This is a genomic window from Kocuria himachalensis, assembly GCF_054784195.1.
This window is the reverse complement of record NZ_BAAGPL010000008.1, coordinates 89,851-113,927: the sequence shown is the minus strand read 5'-3', so window position 1 is coordinate 113,927 and position 24,077 is coordinate 89,851. Positions and strand designations below refer to the sequence as shown.

General features: G+C 73.6%; 23 protein-coding genes. 16 read left to right on the top strand and 7 right to left on the bottom strand.

Annotated features, from left to right (window positions below; translation table 11 throughout):
- Window positions 1–282: 282 nt before the first annotated feature.
- On the bottom strand, window positions 283–1,947 hold the full coding sequence (locus ACYVM4_RS06030; RefSeq protein WP_368819717.1) for an MDR family MFS transporter: 1,665 nt from the start codon (window positions 1,945–1,947) through the stop codon (window positions 283–285).
- Entirely contained in the window at window positions 1,944–2,645 is a 702-nt protein-coding gene (locus tag ACYVM4_RS06025; RefSeq protein WP_368819716.1) for a TetR/AcrR family transcriptional regulator, read from the bottom strand. Before ACYVM4_RS06025 ends, ACYVM4_RS06030 begins: the two co-directional genes overlap by 4 nt.
- A 163-nt stretch (window positions 2,646–2,808) precedes the next feature.
- On the opposite strand from ACYVM4_RS06025, the gene ACYVM4_RS06020 reads away from it, so the two are divergent.
- A complete protein-coding gene (locus ACYVM4_RS06020) occupies window positions 2,809–3,420 on the top strand; it encodes a deoxynucleotide monophosphate kinase family protein (protein WP_368819715.1) in 612 nt (203 codons plus the stop codon).
- Here the strand turns inward: ACYVM4_RS06020 and ACYVM4_RS06015 are convergent.
- Window positions 3,395–4,324 (bottom strand): SDR family NAD(P)-dependent oxidoreductase, encoded by a 930-nt coding sequence (locus ACYVM4_RS06015; protein WP_368819714.1) that lies wholly within the window; start codon window positions 4,322–4,324, stop codon window positions 3,395–3,397. The two genes, ACYVM4_RS06020 and ACYVM4_RS06015, sit on opposite strands and share 26 nt — an antisense overlap.
- Before the next feature lie 98 nt (window positions 4,325–4,422).
- On the opposite strand from ACYVM4_RS06015, the gene ACYVM4_RS06010 reads away from it, so the two are divergent.
- A complete protein-coding gene (locus tag ACYVM4_RS06010; protein ID WP_368819713.1) occupies window positions 4,423–5,295 on the top strand; it encodes an aldo/keto reductase in 873 nt (290 codons plus the stop codon).
- A gap of 60 nt (window positions 5,296–5,355) precedes the next feature.
- Complete coding sequence (locus tag ACYVM4_RS06005) at window positions 5,356–6,054, top strand: type 1 glutamine amidotransferase domain-containing protein (protein ID WP_368819712.1); 699 nt, start codon at window positions 5,356–5,358, stop codon at window positions 6,052–6,054.
- Between the two features lie 154 nt (window positions 6,055–6,208).
- Here the strand turns inward: ACYVM4_RS06005 and ACYVM4_RS06000 are convergent, their stop codons facing one another.
- Complete coding sequence (locus tag ACYVM4_RS06000; protein ID WP_460667958.1) at window positions 6,209–6,412, bottom strand: hypothetical protein; 204 nt, start codon at window positions 6,410–6,412, stop codon at window positions 6,209–6,211.
- 184 nt (window positions 6,413–6,596) lie between these two features.
- On the opposite strand from ACYVM4_RS06000, the gene ACYVM4_RS05995 reads away from it, so the two are divergent.
- A complete protein-coding gene (locus ACYVM4_RS05995) occupies window positions 6,597–7,340 on the top strand; it encodes an MBL fold metallo-hydrolase (protein ID WP_368819710.1) in 744 nt (247 codons plus the stop codon).
- 169 nt (window positions 7,341–7,509) lie between these two features.
- Window positions 7,510–8,517 carry a zinc-dependent alcohol dehydrogenase family protein gene (locus ACYVM4_RS05990; RefSeq protein ID WP_460667957.1) on the top strand — a complete coding sequence of 336 codons (1,008 nt, stop codon included), beginning with the start codon at window positions 7,510–7,512 and terminating at the stop codon, window positions 8,515–8,517.
- Window positions 8,518–8,559: 42 nt separating this feature from the next.
- Here ACYVM4_RS05990 and ACYVM4_RS05985 read toward each other — a convergent pair whose 3' ends face one another.
- Window positions 8,560–9,693: a CAP domain-containing protein gene (locus ACYVM4_RS05985; protein WP_460667956.1), complete on the bottom strand. Its 1,134-nt coding sequence runs from the start codon at window positions 9,691–9,693 to the stop codon at window positions 8,560–8,562.
- Window positions 9,694–10,183: 490 nt separating this feature from the next.
- Between ACYVM4_RS05985 and ACYVM4_RS05980 the strand changes: the two genes are divergently transcribed.
- From ACYVM4_RS05980 to ACYVM4_RS05970, 3 genes are all read left to right on the top strand, one after another.
- A complete protein-coding gene (locus ACYVM4_RS05980; RefSeq protein WP_368819707.1) occupies window positions 10,184–10,615 on the top strand; it encodes a hypothetical protein in 432 nt (143 codons plus the stop codon).
- 38 nt (window positions 10,616–10,653) lie between these two features.
- Window positions 10,654–11,991: a M20/M25/M40 family metallo-hydrolase gene (locus ACYVM4_RS05975; protein ID WP_368819706.1), complete on the top strand. Its 1,338-nt coding sequence runs from the start codon at window positions 10,654–10,656 to the stop codon at window positions 11,989–11,991.
- A 176-nt stretch (window positions 11,992–12,167) separates the two neighbouring features.
- Entirely contained in the window at window positions 12,168–13,409 is a 1,242-nt protein-coding gene (locus ACYVM4_RS05970; protein ID WP_368819705.1) for an acyl-CoA dehydrogenase family protein, read from the top strand.
- A gap of 30 nt (window positions 13,410–13,439) precedes the next feature.
- Here the strand turns inward: ACYVM4_RS05970 and ACYVM4_RS05965 are convergent, their stop codons facing one another.
- Window positions 13,440–13,673, bottom strand: a complete 234-nt coding sequence (locus ACYVM4_RS05965) for a DUF5703 family protein (protein WP_368819704.1) — start codon at window positions 13,671–13,673, stop codon at window positions 13,440–13,442.
- A 40-nt stretch (window positions 13,674–13,713) separates the two neighbouring features.
- On the opposite strand from ACYVM4_RS05965, the gene ACYVM4_RS05960 reads away from it, so the two are divergent.
- The 3 genes from ACYVM4_RS05960 to mshC all read left to right on the top strand — a co-directional run bounded on the left by ACYVM4_RS05960 (window position 13,714) and on the right by mshC (window position 16,407).
- Window positions 13,714–14,085, top strand: a complete 372-nt coding sequence (locus ACYVM4_RS05960) for a primosomal protein (RefSeq protein WP_368819703.1) — start codon at window positions 13,714–13,716, stop codon at window positions 14,083–14,085.
- Between the two features lie 110 nt (window positions 14,086–14,195).
- A complete protein-coding gene (locus tag ACYVM4_RS05955; RefSeq protein WP_368819701.1) occupies window positions 14,196–15,026 on the top strand; it encodes an undecaprenyl-diphosphate phosphatase in 831 nt (276 codons plus the stop codon).
- Between the two features lie 97 nt (window positions 15,027–15,123).
- Entirely contained in the window at window positions 15,124–16,407 is a 1,284-nt protein-coding gene (mshC, locus tag ACYVM4_RS05950; RefSeq protein WP_368819700.1) for a cysteine--1-D-myo-inosityl 2-amino-2-deoxy-alpha-D-glucopyranoside ligase, read from the top strand.
- 102 nt (window positions 16,408–16,509) lie between these two features.
- Here the strand turns inward: mshC and ACYVM4_RS05945 are convergent, their stop codons facing one another.
- A complete protein-coding gene (locus ACYVM4_RS05945; RefSeq protein ID WP_368819699.1) occupies window positions 16,510–17,418 on the bottom strand; it encodes a PAC2 family protein in 909 nt (302 codons plus the stop codon).
- Between the two features lie 75 nt (window positions 17,419–17,493).
- On the opposite strand from ACYVM4_RS05945, the gene ACYVM4_RS05940 reads away from it, so the two are divergent.
- The 5 genes from ACYVM4_RS05940 to dop all read left to right on the top strand — a co-directional run bounded on the left by ACYVM4_RS05940 (window position 17,494) and on the right by dop (window position 24,045).
- The gene (locus ACYVM4_RS05940; protein WP_368819698.1) at window positions 17,494–18,204 is read left to right on the top strand and encodes an HAD family hydrolase; all 711 of its coding nucleotides are present in this window, start codon (window positions 17,494–17,496) and stop codon (window positions 18,202–18,204) included.
- A complete protein-coding gene (locus ACYVM4_RS05935) occupies window positions 18,201–19,334 on the top strand; it encodes a site-2 protease family protein (protein ID WP_460667955.1) in 1,134 nt (377 codons plus the stop codon). Before ACYVM4_RS05940 ends, ACYVM4_RS05935 begins: the two co-directional genes overlap by 4 nt.
- Before the next feature lie 132 nt (window positions 19,335–19,466).
- Window positions 19,467–20,588, top strand: a complete 1,122-nt coding sequence (locus ACYVM4_RS05930) for a tRNA (adenine-N1)-methyltransferase (RefSeq protein ID WP_368819696.1) — start codon at window positions 19,467–19,469, stop codon at window positions 20,586–20,588.
- Window positions 20,585–22,411 carry a proteasome ATPase gene (gene arc, locus ACYVM4_RS05925; protein ID WP_460667954.1) on the top strand — a complete coding sequence of 609 codons (1,827 nt, stop codon included), beginning with the start codon at window positions 20,585–20,587 and terminating at the stop codon, window positions 22,409–22,411. The genes ACYVM4_RS05930 and arc overlap by 4 nt, the downstream gene beginning before the upstream one ends.
- Window positions 22,408–24,045 (top strand): depupylase/deamidase Dop, encoded by a 1,638-nt coding sequence (dop, locus tag ACYVM4_RS05920; RefSeq protein ID WP_460667953.1) that lies wholly within the window; start codon window positions 22,408–22,410, stop codon window positions 24,043–24,045. Before arc ends, dop begins: the two co-directional genes overlap by 4 nt.
- Window positions 24,046–24,077 lie beyond the last annotated feature (32 nt).

The following is a 24,077-nucleotide window of genomic DNA, read 5'->3' as shown; positions in this document are numbered from 1 at the left end:
GGAGCTCCGGCGGCGCCGACGGCGCGGGGTGGACCGGGGCTCAGCCGCCGAGCAGCACCGCGCGGACCAGGTCGAAGAACATGCCAAGGATGGCCGTGAAGTTGGGGTTGAAGAACGCGTCGAACTCGCCGACCAGTCTGATCATGACAGTTCCTTCCGGGGGTGGGGGGTGCCCGGGCCGGGCGTGGACCCGGCCCGCGCCTCAATCTACCGCGGGAGTTCCCGTTCGCACATGGCCTTTCGGCCAGCTCCCGCCCCGGAACTGCCGGACGCCGGGACCCGTCAGGGAGCGGGGGGTCCGGCCGACGACGCACGGCGGGCGCCGTCGTCCGCCGCGGCCGCCCTCGCCGCGGCCTCGTGGGCCACGGCCTCCGCGCCGCCGATCGCCTCACCGCGGGCCACCATGCCGGCGGTGTCCGACAGGGGGATCTGCTTGAGGAACACCGCGAGCAGGAAGGCCAGCAGCATGAAGGGGATGAGGTACCAGAACACCGGGGCGAGGGAGTCGGCGTACGCGGTGACGATGCCCTCGCGGACGGGCTCGGGCAGCTGCGCCAGGGTCTGCGGGTCCAGGGTCGCGGTCGCCTCCCCGGCCTGGGCGGAGGAGGCCCCGGCGCCGGTGAAGACCGCCGTGAGCTTCTCGGAGAGGTTGTTGGTGAAGATCGCCCCGAAGATCGCCACGCCGAGGGCCGCACCGACCTCGCGGAAGTAGTTGTTGGTGCTCGTGGCCGTGCCCACCAGGGACGGGTCCACGGCGTTCTGCACCACGAGGACGATGACCTGCATGATCAGGCCCAGGCCCGCGCCGAACACGAAGAGGTAGACGCAGATCAACCAGATCGGCGTGTCGGACGCCAGCGTGGTCATGGCGAGCATGGCCGACGCCGTGACGAGCGTGCCCGCCAGCGGGTAGCCCTTGTACCGACCCGTGCGGGAGATCCTGAGGCCGGACCAGATGGAGGTGCCCATCAGCCCGACCATCATGGGGACCATGAGCAGCCCGGACTCCGCGGCCGAGGTCCCGGAGGACATCTGCAGGAACGTGGGCACGAACGCGATGGCGGCGAACATCCCCAGTCCCAGCGTGAGACCGATGGCGGTGGCGTTGACGAACACCGGGTTGCGGAACAGGCCCAGGGGGATGATCGGGTCCTCGGCCCGGGTCTCGTTCCACACGAACAGCGCCGTGGCCACGAGCATGCCGCCCGCCCAGGCCCAGGTGGCGGTCGCACCCCAGCCGTGCTCGGCGTTGCCGCCGAACTCGGTGAAGAAGATGAGGCAGGTCGTCGCCGCGGACAGCAGCAGGACGCCGGCGACGTCGATCCTGCGGGTCGCGCGCTTGTGCGGGAGCGTGAGGGCGAACCACGCGATGGCGAAGGCGGCGATGCCGATGGGGATGTTGATGTAGAACGCCCACTGCCAGGTGAGGTGGTCCACGAAGTAGCCGCCGAGCAGCGGCCCCGCCACGGCGGAGAGCCCGAAGATGCCGCCCAGCGGCCCCATGTACTTGCCGCGCTCGGAGGCCGGGACGACGTCCGCGATGATCGCCTGGGAGAGGATCATCAGTCCTCCGCCGCCGAGGCCCTGCATCGCGCGGAAGGTCACGAACTGCCAGAACCCGGTGGCCACGGCGCAGCCCACCGATGCGAGCGTGAACAGCGCGATGGCGATCAGGAAGAGGTTGCGCCGGCCCAGGACGTCGCCGAACTTGCCGTAGACGGGCATCACGATGGTGGTGGCCAGCAGGTAGGCCGTGGTGATCCAGGCCTGGTGCTCCACGCCGCCCAGCTCGCCGACGATGGTCGGCATGGCGGTGGAGACGATCGTCTGGTCGAGGCTGGCGAGCATCATCCCGGCGATGAGGGCGGAAAAGATGATCCAGATCCGCTTCTGGGTCAGCACCAGCAGCGGGGCGTCCTGCGCGGCCGCGGGCGGGGTGGTGGTCATGGGCTTCCTTCGGTGTCCGGGGACGTGGCTGAGGTGTCGTGGGAGGTGTTCGAGGGCGTGCCCGAGGGGGCGCCCGGTGTCGCCGCCGGGGTGGTCGCCGCAGGGGAGAGCAGGGTCCCGGCGAGGCGGACGTTGCGGGCCAGCAGCTCCGCGAACTCCTCCAGCGGCGGGGCCTCGTCCGGGTCGGCGCCGGCCGGCCGGGCATCGAGGAGTTCGTGGACGGTGTGCCCCGCGAGGTGGGCGAGGACGGCGGCGGCCACGCCGGGGAATGGGTCCCCGGCCCCGCAGCGCTGCCGGCGCGCGATGAGCTCCGTCAGCTCGGCCAGCCGGCGGTCCATGGTCTCGGTGAGCCGCTGGAGCAGCACGGGCTCGCGGCGCAGCACCTCCAGCAGCAGGGTCCGGTCGGGGGGACCCTCCAGGAGGGCGAAGGACCGCACGACCAGCTCCTGCAGGGCCGTCAGCAGCGGCGGCCCGTCCGGTGCGGAGCCACCGGCGACGAACTCCTCGCCGAAGGCCTCGAGCGGGTCCCGGGCCGGAGTGCCCAGCACGGCGTCGTCCTTGGAGGCGAAGTAGTTGAAGAAGCTCCGGCGGGAGATCCCGACCCCCGCGCAGAGCTCGTCCACGGTGAACCCGGCCAGCCCGCGCTCGGCGGTCAGCCGGCGCGCGCCGGCGACGAGGGCGCGGCGTGTCCGCCGCATGCGCTGCTCCCGCGCTCCCTCCGTCATCGGGGGAGCCGCAGGACGAGTTGATGTTGCACTTACAACATCATAGTGCAATTTCTAACCGACGTGCCGCGAGTGCGCCCCCGAGCCCCGGTCCGTACGCTGGAACACGTCGGCGAACGACCGGAGGAGGCCCGTCATGGCGCAGGAACCGGACCCCCGCCCGTGGCTGATCGGGCTGCACGGGCGCAAGCAGTCGGGCAAGGACACGTGCGGCGACCGCCTCGTGCTCGCGCACGGCTACACCCGGGTGGCCTTCGCGGACCCGCTGAGACTGTTCCTCACGGAGCTGGACCCCCTCGTGGGGGTCCGGGACGGCCGACCCCTGCGGCTCGCCACGGTTCTGGCGGAGGTGGACGGGGACTGGGGCCGGCTCAAGGACGAGGCGCGGGACCCGGTGCACCGGGAGATCCGGACGCTGCTGCAGAAGGTCGGCAACGAGGCCGGCAAGGCCGTCTTCGGAAAGAGGGTGTGGGCGGACCGCGGTCTGGAGACGGCCCGCCGGCTGGGTGGGCCGGTCGTGCTCACGGACGTGCGCTTCGACGTCGAGGCCGAAGCCATCACGGCCGCCGGGGGCCGGGTGGTGCACGTGGTGCGCCCCGGGACCTCCGCTCCGGACGACCCGCACCCCTCCGAGGCCGGCATCGACCCGCGCTGGATCAGCGCCGTCCTCGTCAACGACGGGACGGTCGAGCAGCTCTGGGCGAAGGTCGACGCCCTGGTGCTCAGCCGGCCGGGTGTCCCGGGGTGAGCCCGACGAGCTCGGCGCTGCGCTGCCACAGGGCGTCCGCGAGCGCGTCGTCGGCCGCGCGGGACGGGGCGCGGGCGGGTTTCTTCTTCTCGTAGTAGCCCCCGGAGCGCCAGTCCTGGCCGGCGGCGCCCTCGGCCAGCCACACCAGGGTCTCCGCGCCCTGCTCCGGGGTGATCATGAGCCGGCGACCCAGGCGCGTGCGGTACAGGTGGCGCAGGGCGGTGGTGGTGCCGGAGGCGAAGTTGGTCGCGACGCCCCCGGGGTGGAAGGCCGCGGCGCTGAGGCCGTGCGCCCCGTACCGGCGCTCGAGTCCGCGGGTGAAGAGGATGTTGGCGAGCTTGGTGTCCCCGTAGGCACGCTGCGGGGACCAGCGCCGGTCGTCGACGAGGGTCTCCGGCGAGAGCCGGCCGATGTGGGACGCGATGCTGGACGTGTTGAGCACCGCCGCCCCCTCCGCCAGGAGCCCGTCGAGCAGCAGGTGGGTGAGCAGGAAGGGAGCCAGGTGGTTGACCTGCCACGTCATCTCGTGCCCGTCGGGCGTGAGTTCGCGGCGGTCGAAGATCCCGCCGGCGTTGTTGACCAGGACGTCGATCCGCGGGACCGACTCCCGGAGGTCGCGGGCGAGCCGTCGTACGTCGTCGAGCCGTGCGAAGTCCGCGGTCAAGTGCCGTGCCCCGAGGGGACCGGCCACCGCCGCGGTCTTCTCGCCCGAACGACCGACGACGACGACGTCGTGGCCCCGTGCCGTCAGCTCGCGGGCGGCGGCGGCGCCGATGCCGTCGCTCGCGCCCGTGATCACGACCGTGCGCCGCCGGTCCCGCCGCTCGTCCTGCCGGTCCTCGTGCCGGTCCTCGTTCGGGTTCTCGTGCTGCTCGTCGTGCCGGTCGTCGTCGTGCTGGGCCATGGTGACCTCCTCGGTCGTGCCGGAATCCCGGTCAGCATAGCGGCGCCCCCTGGGCCGCCGGGCGGAATAAGCGCACGGGCGGACTCGTTGCGGCACGCATGACGGAAAACACCCGGACCACCGCCCGAGCCGTTCCCGGCACCATCGATCTCCGCGATCTCGGCACCGTCCACCGGCTCGGGTTCGGCGCCATGCGCATCGTCGGCGAGGGTGTGTGGGGAGAGCCCGCCGACCGCGCGAACGCCCTGCGCGTGGTGCGCCGGGCCGTCGAGCTCGGCGTCGACTTCATCGACACCGCCGACGCCTACGGCCCCGACGTCAGCGAGCAGATCATCGCCGAGGCCCTCCACCCGTACCCCGAGGGCGTGCGCGTCGCCACCAAGGTGGGCTTCGCCCGCACCGGACCGCGGAAGTGGATCCCGCTGGGCCGGCCCGAGTACCTCCGCCAGCAAACCGAGCTGAGCCTGCGCAAGCTCCGGGTGGACACCCTCGACCTGCTCCAGCTCCACCGCGTGGACCCGTCCGTCCCCGCCGAGGAGCAGTTCGGCGTCCTGCGGGAGCTCCAGCAGGAGGGCAAGGTCCGGGCCCTGGGCCTGTCGGAGGTCACTGTCGAGCAGCTCGTGACCGCGGGACGGCACTTCACCGTCTCCACGGTGCAGAACCGCTACAACCTCACCGACCGCACCTCCCAGGACGTCCTGGACCACGCCACGGAGCACCGCATCGGGTTCATCCCCTGGGCCCCGATCTCCGCGGGGGAGCTGGCCCGCCCGGGCGGGCCCGTCGACCGGGCCGCCCAACGGCTCGGCGCCACCACCGCCCAGGTCTCCCTGGCCTGGCTGCTCCGGCACTCCCCGGTGCTCATGCCCATCCCCGGCACCGCGTCCCTCGAGCACCTGGAGGAGAACATGGGCGCCGCCGGCCTCGAGCTCGACGACGCCACGTACGAGGAGCTCACCGCCGCGGGCTGATCCGCTCGCCCCCGGACAGACACCACCCGGACAGACACCACAGCTGAGGAGCTACCCATCATGGCCCGTGTTCTGATGATCGTCTCGGCGGCCGACTCCCTCACCATGCGGGACGGCACCGAGCACCCCACCGGCTACTGGGCGGAGGAGCTCGTCGTCGCCCACCGGGCGCTGCGCCGGGCCGGGCACACCGTCGACATCGCCACCCCCGGCGGACGCCGCCCCACCGTGGACCAGGCCAGCTTCTCCCCGGACATGACCGGCGGCCAGGAGCGGGCCGACGAGTTCCGCGCGTACTTGGAGGAGATCGACGCGGAGCTCTCCGCCCCCCGCGTCCTGGCCGACGTCGACGAGCACGACTACGACGCCGTGGTCCTGCCGGGTGGCCACGGCCCCATGGCGGACCTCGTCCACGACCCCTCGCTCGGCCGGATCCTGTCCTCCTCCGACCGGGCCGGGCGGCTCATCGCCCCGTTCTGCCACGGCCCCGCCGCCCTGCTCAGCGCCCAGGACGACGGGACGTTCCTCTTCGCGGGACGGAGACTGACCGCCTTCACCAACGAGGAGGAGCTCGGCGGCGGCACCGGGGAGAACACCCCCTGGTTCCTGGAGACCGTGCTGCGGGAGAAGGGGGCCGTCGTGGAGACCGGGCCCGCGTGGTCCAGCCACGTCATCCGCGACGCCAACCTGATCACCGGACAGAACCCCCAGTCGAGCCAGGCCGTCGCCGACGTCCTCGTGGAGGCGCTCGCCGAGTGATCTCCGCCGAGTGATCTCCGCCGAGTGACCTCCGCCGAGTGACCTCCGGAGGAGTCGCCTGGGAGGTGCCGGACGGGAGCGTCGACTCCCCGGCGCGCCCGGGAGAACCCTCGGGAGGCCGCTGAGACGGTTGCCCGATCGGACCCGGGCGGGCTCAGGCGCCGACCGGCGCCCGCCGGGCCAGCGCGAGGGCGCGGGCGGCGACCACGGCGTCCCGGAACTCCGGGAACGTGCGGCGGACGGGGCTGCCGCCGTCGGCCGGGACGAAGGTCAGGGCCCACCGGTGCCGGCGGAACCGGTGGAAGGGGACGGCGACGATCTCGACGGAGGGCAGGGTCTCGGGACGCTGATCGATCACAGCGGGACCTTTCGGGGGGCAGGTCGGGGGAGTGCAGGGCCTGGTCGGGCCGGACCGGGGGATCCGTGGGCCGGGGCCGCGCTTTGAGCTCATGGTACCGGGCGTCCCGTCCGGCAGGGCGGTCACCCGGCCGGTGTCGGGAGCCGGCAGGTATGATCAGCACACTGATCGAGTGAGGAGACCCATGTTCACCCCCGAAGTGGCCGACGGCATCCACCGCATCACCCACGCCCACGTCAACTGCTACCTGGTCGAGGACGAGGACGGCGTCACGCTCGTGGACGCCGGCCTGCCGAGCATGTGGCCCATGCTGCTCGCGGGCCTCGAGGAGCGCGGGCGGCGCCCCGACGAGGTCAGGGCGCTGGTGCTCACGCACGCACACTTCGACCACGTCGGCTTCGCCCGCCGCGCGCAGGAGGAGTGGCAGCTGCCCGTCTACGGGCACCCGGACGACGCGCGGCTGGCGGCGCACCCGTACCGCTACCGGCCCGAGCGCAACCGGTTCCTCTACCCCTTCACCCACCCGCGGTCCCTGCCGCTGCTCGGCCGCATGGCGGCGGCCGGAGCCCTGACGGTCAAGGGCGTGCGGGAGCTGCGCCCGCTCGAGGCCGGCTCCGCCCTGCCGGTCCCGGGCCGGCCGGTGGTGGTGCACACGCCGGGTCACACGGACGGGCACTGCGTCCTGGACCTGCCGGACCGGGGGACCGTGCTCAGCGGGGACGCACTCGTGACGCTGGACCCCTACACCGGCCGGCGCGGCCCGCAGATCGTCGCCGCGGCCGCGACCAACGACTCCGCCGTGGCCCTCGACTCCCTCGACGCGGTGGCCGCCACCGGGGCGCGCACCGTGCTGCCCGGCCACGGGGAGCGCTGGACCCAGGGCGCCGAGGCCGCGGTCCGGCACGCCCGCGCGGTGGGCGCCCACTGAGCGCGACCCGCGGAACGCGCCCGGGACGGCCACGGCCGTCCGGGGCGCGCACAGGGGAGGTCGCTCCGATCGGCACCCCGGGGAATGGAAAGCGTGCTGATGACTCGCAGGGCTGCGGCAGCTATCGTGGGCGTCGAGCGACGACCCCGCACCTTCAGGAGGACCACCCGTGAAGCAACTGACCCTCTCCGCCCCCGGCGGCCTGGACCGGCTCGAGCTCGGCGACGCACCCGACCTCGGGGCGCCGGGCCCCGGCGAGATCCGCGTCCGCGTGCACGCCAGCTCCCTGAACTACCACGACTACCTCGTGGTCTCCGGCGGGACGCGGACCGAGGACGGACGGATCCCGCTGGCCGACGGCGCGGGCGTCGTCGAGGCCGTGGGGGAGGGCGTCGACGACCTCGCGGAGGGCGACGCCGTGGTCTCCTGCTTCTTCCCGCTGTGGCAGGACGGCCCGCCCGTGGACGGCAACTTCCGGAGGGTCCCCGGGGACGGGCTCGACGGCTACGCCCGCGAGGCGGTGGTGCGTCCCGCCACGTGGTTCACGCGCGCCCCGGCGGGGTGGTCGCACGCCGAGGCCGCGACCATCACCACGGCCGGTGTCACCGCCTGGCGGGCGCTCGTGGTGGACGGCGGGCTCCGGGCCGGGGACGTGGTCCTGGCCCTGGGCACCGGCGGCGTCTCGGTCTACGCCGCACAGCTCGCCAAGGCCATGGGCGCCACGGTCGTGGTCACGTCCTCGTCCGACGAGAAGCTCGACCGCGTCCGCCGGCTCGGCGCGGACCACGTGATCAACTACCGCGAGACCCCCGAGTGGGGGCGCGCCGTCCAGGAGCTCACGGACGGACGCGGCGCGGACCACGTGATCGAGGTCGGCGGGCCGGGCACGCTGGCGCAGTCCCTCCGGGCCGTCCGGATCGGCGGCCACATCTCCTTGATCGGCGTGCTCACCGGGGCGGCGGGCGACGTCCCCACAGCGCTGCTCATGGCGCGCCAGGCGCGGCTCCAGGGGCTGCTGGTGGGCAGCCGGCGGGACCAGGCCGACTTCGTCCGCGCGCTCGAGGCGACCGGCGTGCGCCCGGTGATCGACCGTCGCCACCACCTGGCCGAGGCGGCCGACGCGTTCCGGGAGATGGAGTCGGCCCGCCACTTCGGCAAGATCGTGCTCGAGCACTGAGCCCGGCCGGCGCCCCGGGGAACTCGTCCCGGGGCGCCGGGGTCACCAGCCGGTGACCCACACCTGACCGGTGGCCGGCGACCAGTTCACCTTGTAACCGTTGGAGAAGCGCTGGTAGACGGTGGCCCCGGAGCGGATCTCGTCGGTGACCGGGTAGCCGTAGCCCCGCTCGTAGCCGGCGGCCTTCCAGGCGCGGCCGATGGGGGCGGTCTCGTTCACGGCGCGGGCGCCGTGGGCGCGCGTCCACAGCACCTTGGTGAGGACCCCGTCCCGGGAGAAGACCTGGTAGGAGGACCCGTCCGCCAGTCGGCGCTCCTCCGTGGTCGGGAAGCCGTAGCCGTTCTCCCGGCCCGCGGCCACGAACTTCTGGCCGATGACCGTGGCGTTCTCGACCCGGTGGGCGCCCGTGGAGGGGCTCCAGTACAGGGTGGACGTGCGCCCGTTCAGGGCGAACTCCTGATAGGCGCCTCCGGCGCGCAGGCCGCCGCGCTCCGCCGTCACGGGAGGACCGAGGACCGGGGCGCCGCCCAGGGCGTGGTACTTCGCCCCGATGGCGCCGGCCACGCCGTAGCCCGCCGGGGTCTGGACGGGCGTCGGCGTCTCGTAGGTGTAGGCAGGGGCCCCGTTCACCCGGGTCGAGGCGTCCGCGGGGGCGCCCCCGTTGGCGTACCCGTAGAGGTTGACGGTGGAGAGCACCTGCCAGGGCTGCCCGGTGTTCTCGAGCCGGCCGTCCGCGTAGGTGAGGCCGATGCCGATCACCTCGTGGCGCGGGTCCTTGATCGCCTTGTCGTGGGCGGCCGAGGACTTCCACCACGTCACCAGCGCGCGCACGTCCCGGTGGTGCTCCAGGGCGATGACCTCGTTGGCGCTGGTCCAGGGCCCGGTCCGCGGGTCGGTGAGGAAGGCGGTGCTGTGGGAGAACTTCTCCTCGACGACCTGCCGGTCGGACTCCTTCTGCACCACCTGGGACAGCGTGGCGGAGTACTTGAGCGGCTTCACGCCGAGGGACTCGCGGTAGCGGTTGATCTCGTCGAGGATCAACTGTGCGTCGGCCTGACGGGTGGCCGCGTCCACCGCGACGATGTCCGGCACGGCGGCATGGGCCGGAGCGGCCAGCAGGGAGGTGCCGGCGAGGGTGGTGACGCCGATGCCGGCGGAGAGGGCCAGAGCGGCCATGCGGCCGTGACGGCGCGCGGGGGCGCAGCGATGTTTCGCCATGGGTGCTTCTGCTTCCTGGTCTGTCTGCACGCACGGAAAAGTTGGGGGTTCCGCGCGGCGGGGGGCTATCGTCGTCCGGCCGGACGACGAGACAGATTGGGCTGGGGAAGGCGCCCACGGAAATGCTAAGGAATTCCGATTGCAAATAGGAAATGTGTGAAATTGTGTCGCCTATCACGGAACAATAACGGCGACATCACGGAATGTGCCGACAGGCCCGTATTCCCGTGGTTATAGTGAGCGGTTCTCGCGCCGTTGAGCGGCACGCTCCGCGACCCCGGAACGCCCCCCACCGGGGTCTCCGACCCCGCCGCCCGCTGCGTGACCGCGAGGCCGCCGAGCGCAGAGCCGCCTCCGCCGCGGAGGGGGCACCGTGGTGCCGTGCCTGCGGCGAACGGTCCGTGGCAGGTGACGATAGGCTGGGAGGGCACGCCCGGAGAGGAGCCCGATGACCGTCCACGCCACCCGCGCCTCCGGCGTCCGGGGTCCGTTGCGGCTGTGCCTCGCCGCCGCCGCCGTGGGTCTGACCGGGTGCGGTCCCGACCTCGGCACGCCCGAGGGCACCACCCGGGCCTTCGTCGACGCCATGGCCGAGCGCGACTGGGTCGAGGCCTGCGGGCTGCTGTCCCACGACTTCGTGCACCGGGCCACGGAGGGCAGCTCGCAGTACTGCAGCCTCTACCTCGAGCGCCGGCACGCGGACACCTCCCGCTACGAGACGCTCGCCGTCCAGGGCGTGGCCGTCGAGACCGCAGACGGGTACCGGCTCGAGGTCGCCCCCGAGGACGCCCCCGAGGAGACGGAGGAGGTCGTCGTGGTCGAGGAGTCCGGACGTCTCGTATTGCTGAGCTATCCCGGCCGCGACACCGCCGTCCGCTGAGCCCCACCCGCCCACCAGGAACCCCAGGAAGGACCGCCATGACCGATCCTCAGACCGTTCCCGCCGCGGCGGCCGCGTCGTCGTCGCCCGAGGGCGAGACCGTCGAGATCTGCCGCAACCTCATCCGCATCGACACCTCCAACTACGGCAGCGGCGACGCCAAGGGGGAGCGGCGGGCCGCGGAGTACGTGGCCGGGCTGATCGAGGAGGTCGGTCTCTCGACGACCGTCCTCGAGTCCGCGCCCGGCCGGGCCAACGTCTTCGCCCGGATCGAGGGGACCGACCCCTCCGCCGACGCCCTGCTGGTGCACGGCCACCTCGACGTGGTGCCCGCGATCGGCGCCGACTGGTCCGTGGACCCGTTCGGGGGCGAGATCAGGGACGGCATGATCTGGGGCCGCGGCGCCGTGGACATGAAGGACATGGACGCCATGATGATCTCGGTGCTGCGCCACATGGTGCGCACCGGGGACCGGCCGCGGCGGGACATCGTCTTCGGCTTCTTCGCCGACGAGGAGGCCGGCATGGTGTACGGCTCCCACTGGATCGCGGAGCACCACCGCGGGCTCTTCGACGGGGTGACCGACGCCATCAGCGAGGTCGGCGGTTACTCGGCCACCATCGGGGGCCGGCGCGCCTACCTGCTGCAGACCGCGGAGAAGGGGCTCATGTGGCTGCGCCTCAACGCGCAGGGGACGGCCGGGCACGGCTCCCAGATCAACGGCGACAACCCGGTCACCCGGCTGTCGAGGGCGCTGGCCGACATCGGCGAGTACCAGTGGCCCGTCGAGCTCACCAAGACCACCCGGGCGTTCCTGGACTCGGTCACCGAGCTGACGGGCGTGGAGTTCGACCCCCAGAACCCCCAGCGGCTGCTCGCCGAGCTCGGCTCCGTCGCCCGGTTCGTGGGCGCGACCCTGCAGACCACGGCGAACCCGACGATGCTCGAGGCGGGCTACAAGGTCAACGTCATTCCCGGTTCGGCCCAGGCGGGGCTGGACGTGCGCTACCTGCCGGGCCAGCGCGAGGTCGTGCTGGAGAAGCTCGCGGAGCTCGCCGGGGACGGGGTGTCCTTCGAGTTCGAGTCGGACGACATCGCCCTCGAGGTGCCGTTCTCCGGAACCGTGGTCGACGCCATGGTCGACGCGCTGCACGCCGAGGACCCGGAGGCGGTCGTGCTGCCGTACATGCTCTCCGGCGGGACGGACAACAAGTCCCTGGACCCGCTCGGCATCACCGGCTACGGGTTCGTGCCGCTGCGGCTGCCCGACGAGCTGGACTTCCCGTCCATGTTCCACGGCGTGGACGAGCGCGTGCCCACGGACTCGCTGGAGTTCGGCTCCCGTGTGCTGCACCGGCTGCTGACCCGGTACTGAACCGGTACCGAGGCCGCACCGGCTGCTGGCCCGGTACTGAACTGGTACCGAGGCCGCACCACCGACGCGCCGCACCACCACCGACGCACCGCACCACCACCGACGCGCCCACGACCACCGACGCGCCCACGACCACCGAAGCGTCCTCCGCCCCGAGGACCGCCGACAGGAGCGAGATGCCCCACCCGACCGGGCCGGAGCCCGAGCCCGCACTGCCCGAGCCCGCACGTTCCGAGGACCGGTCGCTCGGGGACCTGGTGCCCGAGACCCTGCTCCCGGACGACCTGCTGGCGACGTTCCGCGAGCGCGCCGCCGGCTACGACCGGGAGAACCGGTTCTTCGACGAGGACTTCGCGGACCTGGTGCGCATCGGCTATCCGCTCATGCTGGTGCCGCGGGACCGGGGCGGCCTCGGGTTCACGCTGCAGCAGGCGGTCGCCGCGCAGCGCCGCCTCGCCGCGGCCGCCCCCGCCACGGCGCTGGGCATCAACATGCACCACGTCCTGGTGGGCGTGGCGCACACCCTGCGCCTGCGCGGGGACGCCCGGGCCGACCACATCTTCGAGCAGGCCGCGGCCGGGGAGATCTTCGCCTTCGGCATCTCGGAGGCCGGCAACGACTCCGTGCTCTTCGACGCCGACACCACCGCCGTGACCGCCGAGGACGGCTACCGGATCACGGGAACGAAGATCTTCACCTCGCTCTCGCCCGTGTGGACCCGGCTGATCGTCCACGCGCGCGACGACGCCGAGGACGGTGCTGCGCTGGTGTTCGGCCTCCTCGACCGGGCGGCGGAGGGCATCGAGGTCCTCGACGACTGGGACACCATGGGCATGCGGGCCTCCCAGTCCCGCACCACGGTGCTGCGCTCGGTGCCGATGCCCGCGGAGCAGGTGCTCACGCGCACTCCCGTGGGGCCGAACCCGGACCCCGTGGTGTGGGGCGTCTTCGGCTGCTTCGAGCTGCTCCTGGCCGCCGTCTACACCGGGATCGCGGACCGTGCGGTGGAGCTGGCCGTGGAGATCGCGAGCACCCGGCGGTCCCGCGGCGGGGGACCGCCGCGAGCCGAGCACCCCGACGTCCGCCGGCAGATCGCCGAGGCCGCGCTCCTGCGCGACGGCGTGGAGCTGCAGCTGCTCCGGCTCACCGCGGACGTCGACGCCCTCGGCACCGCCGGTGCCCCGGAGCACGGTCCCCGCTGGTTCCTGCTGTTCTCCGGGGTCAAGCATCGGGCCACCGAGGCGGCCCGTCAGGTCGTCGAGCTCGCGATGCGCACCTCCGGCGGGGCGCAGTACTCCCGGGGCCGGGAGCTGGAACGGCTGTACCGGGACGTGCTCGCCGGGATCTACCACCCCTCCGACGACGAGTCCGTGCACGCGGCCGTGGCCAAGGCGCTGCTGGGCCCGGTCGGGGGCTGAGCCCGGCCGGTGGGGGGAGGGCTTCCGGGCTCAGACGGTGCGCTCCACGCGCATCACCCGGCGGCGCATCCAGTACTTGCGGGTGCCGCCGTAGAGCAGGACGGAACGGGTCAGTTCCCACTTGCCGTACTCGGCGTGCTCGCTGAGCCGGGCCCGTGCGTCGCCGAGCGCCTCGTGCGGCGCCACGGTCAGCAGGAGGTACTCGTAGCGCTGGTCGGCGTCCCTCGTGAGGGTCGCCGAGCTGGTCCGGACTTGTTCTCTCATCGGTCCCCATTCTGCACGGAATAGCGCTAACGTCTACTCCATGAGCAATGACCCTCGTGCCGCGTTGCAGGCCCTCGTGAGCGCCTTCGAAGAACATCTCGTCGCCGCGTCCAACCGGCGCAGCGACGACGACCCCGCCGTCGACGGCGCCTACATCGCCATCGCCGACGCCTTCGACGCCTACGAGGAGGCGCTCTACGACGCCTACGACGAGGTCACCCCGCTGACCGTGTTCGCGGAGGAGGACGACTCCGACGAGGACGACTCGGACGACGACGAGAACGACGACGAGGACGACTCGGACGACGACGAGGAGCTCCTGGAGGACAACGAGATGCTCGACGAGGACCTCGTCGACGAGGAGGACTACGAGGACCTCGACGACACGGACGAGGCGCGCTCCGCCCGCTGAGCCCCGATCCCCGCAGCACGTCCCCGGAACGGCCCGCACGGCGGGCCGTTCCTGCCGCGTCCGGGCCTGTCCCGCCGTCCACGGGGCGGACGGTGCCGTAGGGTGGCCGGGTGAATTGGATCGAAACCATCATTCTCGGCCTCGTCCAGGGCCTGACCGAGTTCCTCCCGGTGTCCTCCTCGGCGCACCTGCGCATCGTGGGCGAGCTCCTGCCCAACAGCGCCGACCCCGGGGCCGCGTTCACGGCCATCACGCAGCTGGGCACCGAGACCGCCGTGATCATCTACTTCTGGCGGGACATCGTCCGGATCCTCAAGCAGTGGACGCTGTCCCTGGTCGGCCGGGTGGAGCGCTCGGACCCCGACGCCCGGATGGGGTGGCTGATCATCCTGGGCTCCCTGCCCATCGGCGTGCTGGGGCTGCTGCTGGAGGACTACATCGACACGGAGTTCCGCTCCCTGTGGATCACGGCCACGATGCTGGTGGTCTTCGGCGTGATCCTGGCGGTGGCGGACCGGGTGGGCCGGCAGGCCCGCCACCTGGACGACCTGACCGTCAAGCACGGCGTGCTCTTCGGGCTGGCCCAGGCGCTGGCCCTCATCCCGGGGGTCTCGCGCTCCGGGGGCACGATCACGGCGGGGCTGCTGATGGGCTACACGCGCGAGGCCGCCGCCCGCTACGCGTTCCTGCTGGCCATCCCGGCGGTGTTCGCCTCGGGGCTGTACAAGCTGGCGCAGTCCCTGGGCCGGCCGCAGGCGGGGCCCTACGGCATGACGGAGACGCTCGTGGCGACGGGCATCGCGTTCGTGGTGGCGTACGTGATCATCGGCTGGTTCATGCACTACATCTCCAACCGCAGCTACACGATCTTCGTGTGGTACCGCATCGCGCTGGGCCTGGCCATCTTCGTGCTCCTGGGCCTGGGGGTCATCAGCGCCTGAGCCGTTCGTCACCCCGGGATCGGCGGCGCCGGCCGGTCCGGTAGGTTGGGTGAGGCCCCGCGGCCGTCGTCCGATCCCCGAACCACCCGAGGTGAGCATGAAAGCCTGGTCCGCCCGACCCGTCCCCGACCTCCCCGGCGAGGCGGCCCTGCCCGTCGTGCAGGACACCCGGCTGCGGCGGCGGGTGGAGCTGCCCCGGCAGGAGCGGGCGAGCCTCTACGTCTGCGGGATCACCCCGTACGACGCCACCCACATGGGCCACGCCGCCACGTACGTGGCCTTCGACCTGCTGCACCGGGCCTGGCTGGACGCGGGCACCCCGGTGGACTACGTGCAGAACGTCACCGACGTGGACGACCCCCTGCTCGAGCGGGCCCAGGCCACCGGCGTGGACTGGCGGGAGCTGGCCGCCGAGCAGACCGAGCTGTTCCGCACCGACATGAGCGCGCTCAACGTCCTGCCGCCCCAGCACTACGTGGGCGCGACCGAGGCCGTCGGCTGGATCGTGCCCGCCGTCGAACGCCTCGTGGCGCGCGACCTCGCCTACCGGGTGGAGGGCCGGGACGGCGAGCCGGACGGGGACGTCTACTTCGACGTGGAGGCCGCGGGTGCCCTGCCCACCGACGACGACGACGCCTGGGTGCTCGGCGACGTCTCCCACCTGACCCCCGAGCAGATGCTGCCGCTGTTCGCCGAGCGCGGCGGGGACCCCGAGCGCCTGGGCAAGCGGCACCGGCTGGATCCGCTCCTGTGGCGCGCGGAGCGCCCCGGCGAGCCCGCCTGGGACGGCGCGTCGCTGGGCGCGGGGCGCCCGGGCTGGCACATCGAGTGCTCGCTCATCGCCCTCGAGCACCTGCCCGCGCCGTTCACCGTCCAGGGCGGCGGCTCGGACCTCGTCTTCCCGCACCACGAGATGGGCGCGGGCCACTGCTGGGCGCTGACGGGCCGGCCCATGGCCCGGCACTTCCTGCACACCGGGATGGTCGGGCTGGACGGGGAGAAGATGTCCAAGTCCAAGGGCAACCTCGTGCTCGTGTCCGCCCTGCGGGCCCAGGGCGTGGACCCCGCCGTGATCCGCACCGCGATCCTGGCCCACCGCTACACCGACGACTGGTACTGGACCGACCTCGTGCTGGCCGGCGCCGTCGCCCGCGTGGACGCGTGGCGCCGCGCCCTGGCCGTGGCCCCCGAGGGGAGCGCGGCCCCGCTGCTGGAGGCCGTGCGCACCGCCCTGAGCGACGACCTGGACGCCCCCGCGGCGCTGGCGGCCCTGGACGCGTGGGCCGCCGACGCCCTGACCGGCAGCACCCCGGGGCCCTGCGGGGCGGACGCCCGGCTGGTCCGGGACCTGGTGGACGCCCGGCTCGGCATCGAGCTCTGACCCGCCCGCGGGCCCGGTCCCGTGCGAGCGCCGAGGGGCGGCACCCGGTCCCGGGTGCCGCCCCTCGGCGCTCGGCTCCCGTTCCCCGGGGGCCGGCGGCGCTCACTTCTCGTCGCGGCGGCGGCGCAGGTAGCGCTCGAACTCCTTGGCGATCGCGTCCCCGGTGGCCTCGGGCAGGTCCGTGGTGTCCTTGGCCTCCTCGAGCTGCTGGACGTAGGCGGCGATCTCGGGGTCGTCGGAGGCGAGCTCGTTGACCCCGCGCTCCCACGCCTCGGCGTCCTCGGCGATGGAGTCCAGCGGCAGCGTGATGCTGAGCAGCTCCTCGAGCTCCCGCAGCAGGGCCAGCTCGGCCTTCGGGGAGGGGGACTGCGCCACGTAGTGGGGCACCGCCGCCCACAGGCTGACCGTGGGGAACCCGCCCAGGGAGGCCATGTGGGAGAGCAGGCCCACGATCCCGGTGGGCCCCTCGTACTGGGAGGAGTCGATGCCCAGCTCCTCCTGGAGCTCCGCGGTGTCGGAGGTCTTGGTCACCGGGATGGGCCGGGTGTGCGGCACGTCCGCGAGCAGCGCGCCGACCATCACCACGAAGTCGACGTCGAGCAGGGTCGCCTGCGCGAGCAGCTCCGCGGTGAACGAGCGCCACCGGTAGGAGGGCTCCCACCCGTGCAGGAGTACGAGGTCCAGGTTGGTGCCGGGCACCGTGGCCGTGGAGAGCCGGGTGGTGGGCCACACGATCTTCACGTCGCCGGTCGCGCCGCGGCGCACGATCGGCCGGGAGAACTGGTAGTCGTAGTAGTCGTCCGACGTCACCTCGAAGACGTCCTTCGCCCCGTAGTGGCCGGCCAGGAACTGCACGGCGTCCGTGGCGGCGTCCCCGGCGTCGTTCCACCCCTCGAACGCGGCCACCAGGACGGTCACGCGCTCCTGGTCACCGTCCTCGCGGACCACGCCGAACGGCCCCGCCTGGGGGCGGGGGAACGTCTCGTCGAAGTTGTTGCTCACGGAACCCACACTACGCGCCGGGGCATCGACGGCAAGGGGCTCCGGCCGGAGGAGCCCCGTGTTGCGGACACTACGATGGAGGCCATGTCCCGCCTCCCCTCCGCGCCCCCCGACGACCTCCTGCCCACCGCCGTGCTGTTCGACATGGACGGGACCCTCGTGGACACCGAGCCGTACTGGATCGAGGCCGAGATCGAGCTGGTCCGCGCGCACGGGGGAACCTGGACCGAGGCAGACGCCCTGGCCATGGTCGGCACCGGCCTCGAGGACGCCGCCGCCGTGTTCCAGCGCCAGGGCGTGCGCCTGGGGATCCGCGAGATCGTGGACCGGCTCATCACCCGGGTCGCGGCCCGCACCCGGGAACGGGTCGTCTACAAGGAGGGGGCGCCGGAGCTGGTCGCCGCCCTGCGCGCGCGCGGCGTGCCCCTGGCCCTGGTCACCAGCAGCGAGACGCCCCTGGCCGAGGTCGTCCTCGACGCCTTCGGCGGCCCGGGAGTCTTCGACGTCGTCGTCACCGGCGACCTCGGCCACCCGGCGAAGCCGGCCCCCGACCCGTACCGGATCGGCGCCGCCGGCCTCGCCGAGCGGGCCGGCCGGCCGCTGGAGCGCGCCGGCATGGTCGCCGTCGAGGACTCCCGCACGGGCATCCGCTCGGCCACCGCCGCCGGGATCTTCACCGTGGGCGTGCCCAACATGGTCCCGCTCGACGACGCCGGCGCCGACCTCGTGCTGCCGAGCCTCGCCGGCGTGGGCCCCGAGGACCTCGGACGCATCGTGGCCGGGGCCCGCGCGTGAGCCGGACCCGCACCGAGGGCATCCCCCTGGGCAGGATCGGCGGGGTCCCCGTCACCCTCTCCTGGTCGTGGTTCGTGATCGCCGCCGTCACCGTGCTCCTCTACACCCCGGTGCTCATGGAGGCCTACCCCCGGCTGGGCGCGCTCAACTACGCCGCGTCCCTCGGCTTCGCCCTGACCCTGGCCCTGTCCGTGCTGCTGCACGAACTGGCCCACGCCTGGACGGGCCGGGCCTTCGGCTGGCCCACGGGCCGGATCGTGCTCAGCCTGCTCGGCGGCCACACGCACTTCGGGGACGTGCGCAGCACCCCGCTGGCCTCCGCCGCTGTCTCGCTGGCCGGACCCGCCGTGAACCTCGCACTCGGCCTCGCCGGCTGGACGCTGCTGCGCACCGGCGAGCCGTCCCCCACGCTCGGCTGGGTGCTGCTCGACCTCACCGCGTGGGCGAACCTCATCGTGGGCGTCTTCAACGTGCTGCCCGGCCTGCCCCTGGACGGCGGCCGCGTGGTCGAGGCCCTGGTGTGGGCGGCCACCGGCCGGGAGCACCACGGCACGGTGGTGGCGGCCTGGACGGGCCGGCTGCTCGCCGTGGGCCTCGTCGCCGGGGCCGCGCTCACCGGCCTGTGGCGCCAGCCCGTGGCCCTCGTGCTCGTCGTCCTCATCGCCGGCTTCATGTGGCAGGGCGCCGGCGCCTCCCTGCGCGGGGCGGCCGTGCTGTCCCGCGTGCACGGCGTCAGCGCCGCCGCGCTGGCCGAACCCGCCGTGGCGGTGCCCGCGAGCGCCTCCCTGGCCCACACCGACCGGGTGATCACCGACCACCTCGCCGGCGCCGCCGACCCGGACGGCACGGTCCCGCACGTGCTGGCGGTCTCCGCGGACCGCCAGGTGGTGGGTCTGCTCCTGCCGGCCGCGGCCGAGGCCGTCCCCGCGGACCGGCGGGCGGACACCCCGCTGACGTCCGTGCTGCAGCACCTGCCCGCCGACGCCGTGCTCGACGCCGGGCTGCGCGAGGAGTCGCTGCTGCGGGCCGTCGCCGCCCGGGAGTACCCCCACTACGTGGTGACGGGACCCGACGGCGCCCTCGTGGGCGTGCTGCGCATCGCCGCCCTCGAGCACCTGCTGGCCGGCTGACCCGCAACGCCCCCGCCCCGGGGAGGCACCCCGCGCCACGATGACACAATGGGGGAGGACCCCGGGCCGGGGGAGCATCCGCCGGCCCCCGCACGACCCCACCAGACCACGTCCTGCCCCGAGAGTGAGCCGATGACCGGAACCGCTGACCAGACCGCCGCCCCCTCGCCCGCGTCCCCGCGGGGCGCCGCCAACCGGCGCGGTCCCTTCCGGGCCGGGGAGCGCGTGCAGCTCACCGACGAGCGCGGGCGGATGAACACGGTCACGCTCGCGGACGACGGCGAGTTCCACTCCCACCGCGGCGTGCTCAGCCACGGCGAGCTCATCGGCCGCCCGGAGGGCACCGTGGTCGAGAACTCCGCCGGGTTCCGCTACCAGGCCCTGCGCCCGCTGCTCAAGGACTTCGTGCTGTCGATGCCGCGCGGCGCCGCGGTGGTCTACCCCAAGGACGCCGGCCAGATCGTCACGATGGCCGACATCTTCCCGGGCGCCCGCGTGGTCGAGGCCGGCGTCGGCTCCGGCGCCCTGTCCATCTCGCTGCTGCGCGCGGTGGGCGACGAGGGCCGTCTGCACTCCTTCGAGCGGCGGGCGGAGTTCGCCGACATCGCCCGCGGCAACGTGGAGACCATGTTCGGCGGCCCCCACCCCGCGTGGCAGATCAGCATCGGGGACCTCGCCGAGGAGCTCGGCGAGCACGAGGAGCCCGGCTCCGTGGACCGCGTGGTCCTCGACATGCTCGCCCCCTGGGAGTGCCTCGACGCCGTGGCCACGGCCCTCACCCCCGGCGGGGTGGTCATGTGCTACGTCGCGACCGTCACCCAGCTCTCCCGCACCGCCGAGGCGATGCGCGCCGACGGCCGCTTCACCGAGCCCGACGCGTCCGAGACCATGGTCCGCGGCTGGCACGTCGAGGGCCTGGCCGTGCGCCCCGACCACCGCATGGTCGCCCACACCGGTTTCCTGCTCTCCGCCCGCCGGCTCGCCGACGGCTCAGAGCGGCTGGCCCCCAAGCGGCGGGCCTCCAAGTCCGAGTACAGCGAGGAGGACCTGCAGGCCTGGACCCCCGTGGCCCTCGGCGAGCGGGACGTCACCGACAAGAAGCTGCGCCGCGCCGGCCGCGAGGCCCTCGGCCTGGCCGAGCGCGCCGCCCGCGCGACCGCGCCGGCCGCGCCCGGCACGACGCCCCCGCCGGCCTTGGCACCGGACCCGGCACCGGCTCCCGGGCCCGAGGACCCCCACGAGGAGCGCCCGTGAACGAGCCCTCATCGCAGCAGAGCACCGGCACGGCCGGCACCGGACCTGCGGACGCGGAGCAGACCCGCCGCGCCCTGACCAACGCCCAGCGGCAGGTCAACATCCTGCGCGACCAGAAGCGCGCCCTCGACAAGCAGCTCGCCGCCGCAGGGACCCAGAACCAGAAGCTCGTCCGGCTCCTCGACGCCACCCGCACCGAGATCGCCCAGCTCAAGCGCGCCCTGGAGAACGACCTCGTCCCGCCCCTGAGCCAGGGCACCGTCCTGCAGGTCAACCCCGGCCGCGCCCCCGTCGGCGAGCAGACGGGCAGCGGGCCCGCCGTCACCGACCGCACCCTCGACGTCCTCGTCGCCGGCCGCCGGATGCGTGTGGCCCTCAGCCCGCTCGTAGGCTTCGCCGCCTGCGAGCCCGGCCGCCAGGTCCTCCTCGACCAGAACTACACCGTCGGCGCGGTCCTCGACTACGAGCAGACCGGCGAGATCGCCACCGTCAAGGAGATCGTCGACCACGACCGCGTCCTCACCGTGGGGCGCTCCGACGAGGAGCGGGTCCTGCTGCTCTCCGGGCTCCTGCGCCGCAGCCGCCCGGAGATCGGCGACGCCGTGTCCATCGACCACCGCACCGGTTTCGCCCTCGAGCCCATCGAGCGCTCCGACGTCGAGCAGCTCGTCCTCGAGGAGGTCCCCGACGTCTCCTACGGCGACATCGGCGGCCTCGGCCCGCAGATCGAGCAGATCCGCGACGCCGTCGAGCTGCCCTTCGTCCACCCCGAGCTCTACCGCGAGCACGGGCTCACCCCGCCCAAGGGCATCCTGCTCTACGGGCCCCCCGGCAACGGCAAGACCCTCATCGCGAAGGCCGTGGCCCGCTCCCTCGCCGAGGGCGCCGCGGACCGCGCCGGGCGCGGGAGAGCCCTGGGCTACTTCCTCAACATCAAGGGCCCCGAGCTGCTGGACAAGTACGTGGGCGAGACCGAGCGGCAGATCCGCTCCATCTTCCTGCGCGCCCGCGAGCAGGCGGCCCGCGGCATCCCCGTGGTCGTGTTCTTCGACGAGATGGACTCCCTGTTCCGCACCCGCGGCTCCGGGCTGTCCTCGGACGTGGAGACCACCATCGTCCCGCAGCTGCTCACCGAGATCGACGGCGTGGAGCGCCTCGACAACGTCATCGTCATCGGCGCCACCAACCGCGAGGACATGATCGACCCCGCCGTGCTGCGCCCGGGCCGGCTGGACGTGAAGATCCGCATCGACCGCCCGGACGCCGAGGGCGCCGCCGAGATCCTCCGGCTCTACGTCACCGAGGACCTGCCCCTGCGCCAGGACGAGGTCGACGCCGCCGGCTCCCGCAGCGGGGCCGTCGCCGCCCTCGTGGACGCCGCCGTCGCCCGGATGTACGAGAAGAGCCCCGGCACCCGGTTCCTGCACCTGAGCTACCGGGACGGCACCGAGGAGACCCTCTACTTCAGCGACTTCACCTCCGGGGCGGTCATCCGCAACGTGGTGGACCGGGCCAAGAAGCAGGCCATCAAGGACCTGCTCACCGCCGGGGTCCGCGGTCTGGGCCGCGACCACCTGGTCCGCGCGGTGGACGAGGAGTTCCACGAGCAGCAGGACCTGCCCAACACCTCCAACCCGGAGGACTGGGCCCGGATCTCGGGGCGCCGCGGCGACACCATCACGGACCTGCGCGTGGTCCTGCACCGCGACCCGCACCCGGCCGGGCCGGGCGAGCGCCGGGCCTCCGCACCGGCCGACCGGGCCCTGACCGGACCGACGCCGCCCGGACCGGAGCGGGCCGCACCGGGGGAGGGGCCCGCGTGAGCGTCCGCCGCGTCATGGGCGCCGAGACCGAGTTCGGCGTGCTCGCCGCCGGCAACCCCGGTGCCAACGCCACCGTGCTCTCCAGCCAGGTGGTCACCACCTACGCCGCCCTCGTGCGGCGGCGCCTCGGCGCGTCGCGCGCCGCCGCCGGCTGGGACTACCACGGCGAGACCCCCCTCCAGGACGCCCGCGGCTTCACCGTCCCCCGCGAGCAGGCCGACCCCTCGCAGCTCACCGACGTCGCGCCCGTGCTCACCGCCGAGGAGGTCGCCGCGGAGGCGCTGCGGGAGACCGGGGCCCACGCCGAGTCCCTGGACTGGCGGCAGGTCGTGATGAACACCGTCCTGCCCAACGGCGCCCGGCTCTACGTGGACCACTCGCACCCCGAGTACTCCTCCCCGGAGGTCACCACCCCCCGCGACGCCGTCCTCTGGGACGCCGCCGGGGACCGCGTCGCCCTCGACGCGGTCCGGGCGATCGCGGCCAGTGCCGCCACGACCGGGCTCGACGTCGTGAACCTCTACAAGAACAACACCGACAACAAGTCCGTCTCCTACGGCGCCCACGAGAACTACCTCGTGCCCCGCGCCGTGCCCTTCGCCGCCCTCGCCACCGGCCTGCTGCCCTTCTTCGCCTCCCGCCAGGTCGTGTGCGGCGCCGGTCGCGTCGGCCTCGGCGAGCGCGGCGGGCACCCGGGCTTCCAGATCAGCCAGCGCGCCGACTTCTTCGAGCGCGAGGTCGGCCTCGAGACCACCATCCACCGGCCCATCGTCAACACCCGCGACGAGCCCCACGCCGAGCGCACCCGCCACCGGCGCCTGCACGTCATCATCGGCGACGCCAACCTCTCCCACACCTCGAGCCTGCTGAAGTTCGGCACCACCTCCCTGGTCCTGGGCCTGATCGAGGCCGGTGCCGCCCCGGACGCCGCCCTCGCGGACCCGGTGGCCGCCCTGCAGGCCATCAGCCACGACCCGGGACTGACCACCACCGTCCCGCTCCGGGACGGCCGGCGGCTCACGGGCGTCCAGCTGCAGCGGCTCTACCTCGACGCGGCCCGGGCGCACGAGGACGCGACCGGGGGCCCCGACCCGGACACCCGCGAGGTGCTCGAGCTGTGGGAGGAGGTCCTCGACGCCCTCGAGACCGACCCCCTGTCCCTCGCGGACCGCCTGGACTGGGTCGCCAAGCACGCCCTGCTCCTGGGCTACCGGCGGCGCGACGGTCTCGCCTGGGACGACCCGCGCCTGACGCTGATCGACCTGCAGTACGCGGACGTGCGCCCGGAGAAGGGGCTGCACCACCGGCTGGTCGCGGCCGGCCGGATGCGCACCTTCTTCACCGCGGAGGAGGTGGAGCGCGCGGCGGGCCTGCCCCCCGCCGACACCCGGGCGTGGTTCCGGGGCCGGCTGGTGACCCGCTTCCCTGACGACGTCCTCACCGCCAACTGGGACTCGGTCTCGCTGACCCTGCCGGGCGTCCGCCGCGGCGCACGGATCACGATGCCCGAGCCGCTCGAGCTGACCCGCGAGGACGTCGACCCCCTGCTGTCCGCGGCGCCCGACGCCGAGCACCTCGTCCGTGCCCTCGCCACGGCCCGACCCGCCCTCGTGCACACCGGCTCCCTCGGCTGAGCACCCCGACCACCACACCCAGGAGGACCCCG

Bases quoted from the DNA above. Each gene is read 5' to 3' on its own strand.
- ACYVM4_RS06030 (WP_368819717.1), bottom strand. From the start codon at position 1,947: ATGACCACCACCCCGCCCGCGGCCGCGCAGGACGCCCCGCTGCTGGTG.
- ACYVM4_RS06025 (WP_368819716.1), bottom strand. From the start codon at position 2,645: ATGCGGCGGACACGCCGCGCCCTCGTCGCCGGCGCGCGCCGGCTGACC.
- ACYVM4_RS06020 (WP_368819715.1), top strand. From the start codon at position 2,809: ATGGCGCAGGAACCGGACCCCCGCCCGTGGCTGATCGGGCTGCACGGG.
- ACYVM4_RS06015 (WP_368819714.1), bottom strand. From the start codon at position 4,324: ATGGCCCAGCACGACGACGACCGGCACGACGAGCAGCACGAGAACCCG.
- ACYVM4_RS06010 (WP_368819713.1), top strand. From the start codon at position 4,423: ATGACGGAAAACACCCGGACCACCGCCCGAGCCGTTCCCGGCACCATC.
- ACYVM4_RS06005 (WP_368819712.1), top strand. From the start codon at position 5,356: ATGGCCCGTGTTCTGATGATCGTCTCGGCGGCCGACTCCCTCACCATG.
- ACYVM4_RS05995 (WP_368819710.1), top strand. From the start codon at position 6,597: ATGTTCACCCCCGAAGTGGCCGACGGCATCCACCGCATCACCCACGCC.
- ACYVM4_RS05985 (WP_460667956.1), bottom strand. From the start codon at position 9,693: ATGGCCGCTCTGGCCCTCTCCGCCGGCATCGGCGTCACCACCCTCGCC.
- ACYVM4_RS05980 (WP_368819707.1), top strand. From the start codon at position 10,184: ATGACCGTCCACGCCACCCGCGCCTCCGGCGTCCGGGGTCCGTTGCGG.
- ACYVM4_RS05975 (WP_368819706.1), top strand. From the start codon at position 10,654: ATGACCGATCCTCAGACCGTTCCCGCCGCGGCGGCCGCGTCGTCGTCG.
- ACYVM4_RS05970 (WP_368819705.1), top strand. From the start codon at position 12,168: ATGCCCCACCCGACCGGGCCGGAGCCCGAGCCCGCACTGCCCGAGCCC.
- ACYVM4_RS05965 (WP_368819704.1), bottom strand. From the start codon at position 13,673: ATGAGAGAACAAGTCCGGACCAGCTCGGCGACCCTCACGAGGGACGCC.
- ACYVM4_RS05960 (WP_368819703.1), top strand. From the start codon at position 13,714: ATGAGCAATGACCCTCGTGCCGCGTTGCAGGCCCTCGTGAGCGCCTTC.
- mshC (WP_368819700.1), top strand. From the start codon at position 15,124: ATGAAAGCCTGGTCCGCCCGACCCGTCCCCGACCTCCCCGGCGAGGCG.
- ACYVM4_RS05940 (WP_368819698.1), top strand. From the start codon at position 17,494: ATGTCCCGCCTCCCCTCCGCGCCCCCCGACGACCTCCTGCCCACCGCC.
- ACYVM4_RS05930 (WP_368819696.1), top strand. From the start codon at position 19,467: ATGACCGGAACCGCTGACCAGACCGCCGCCCCCTCGCCCGCGTCCCCG.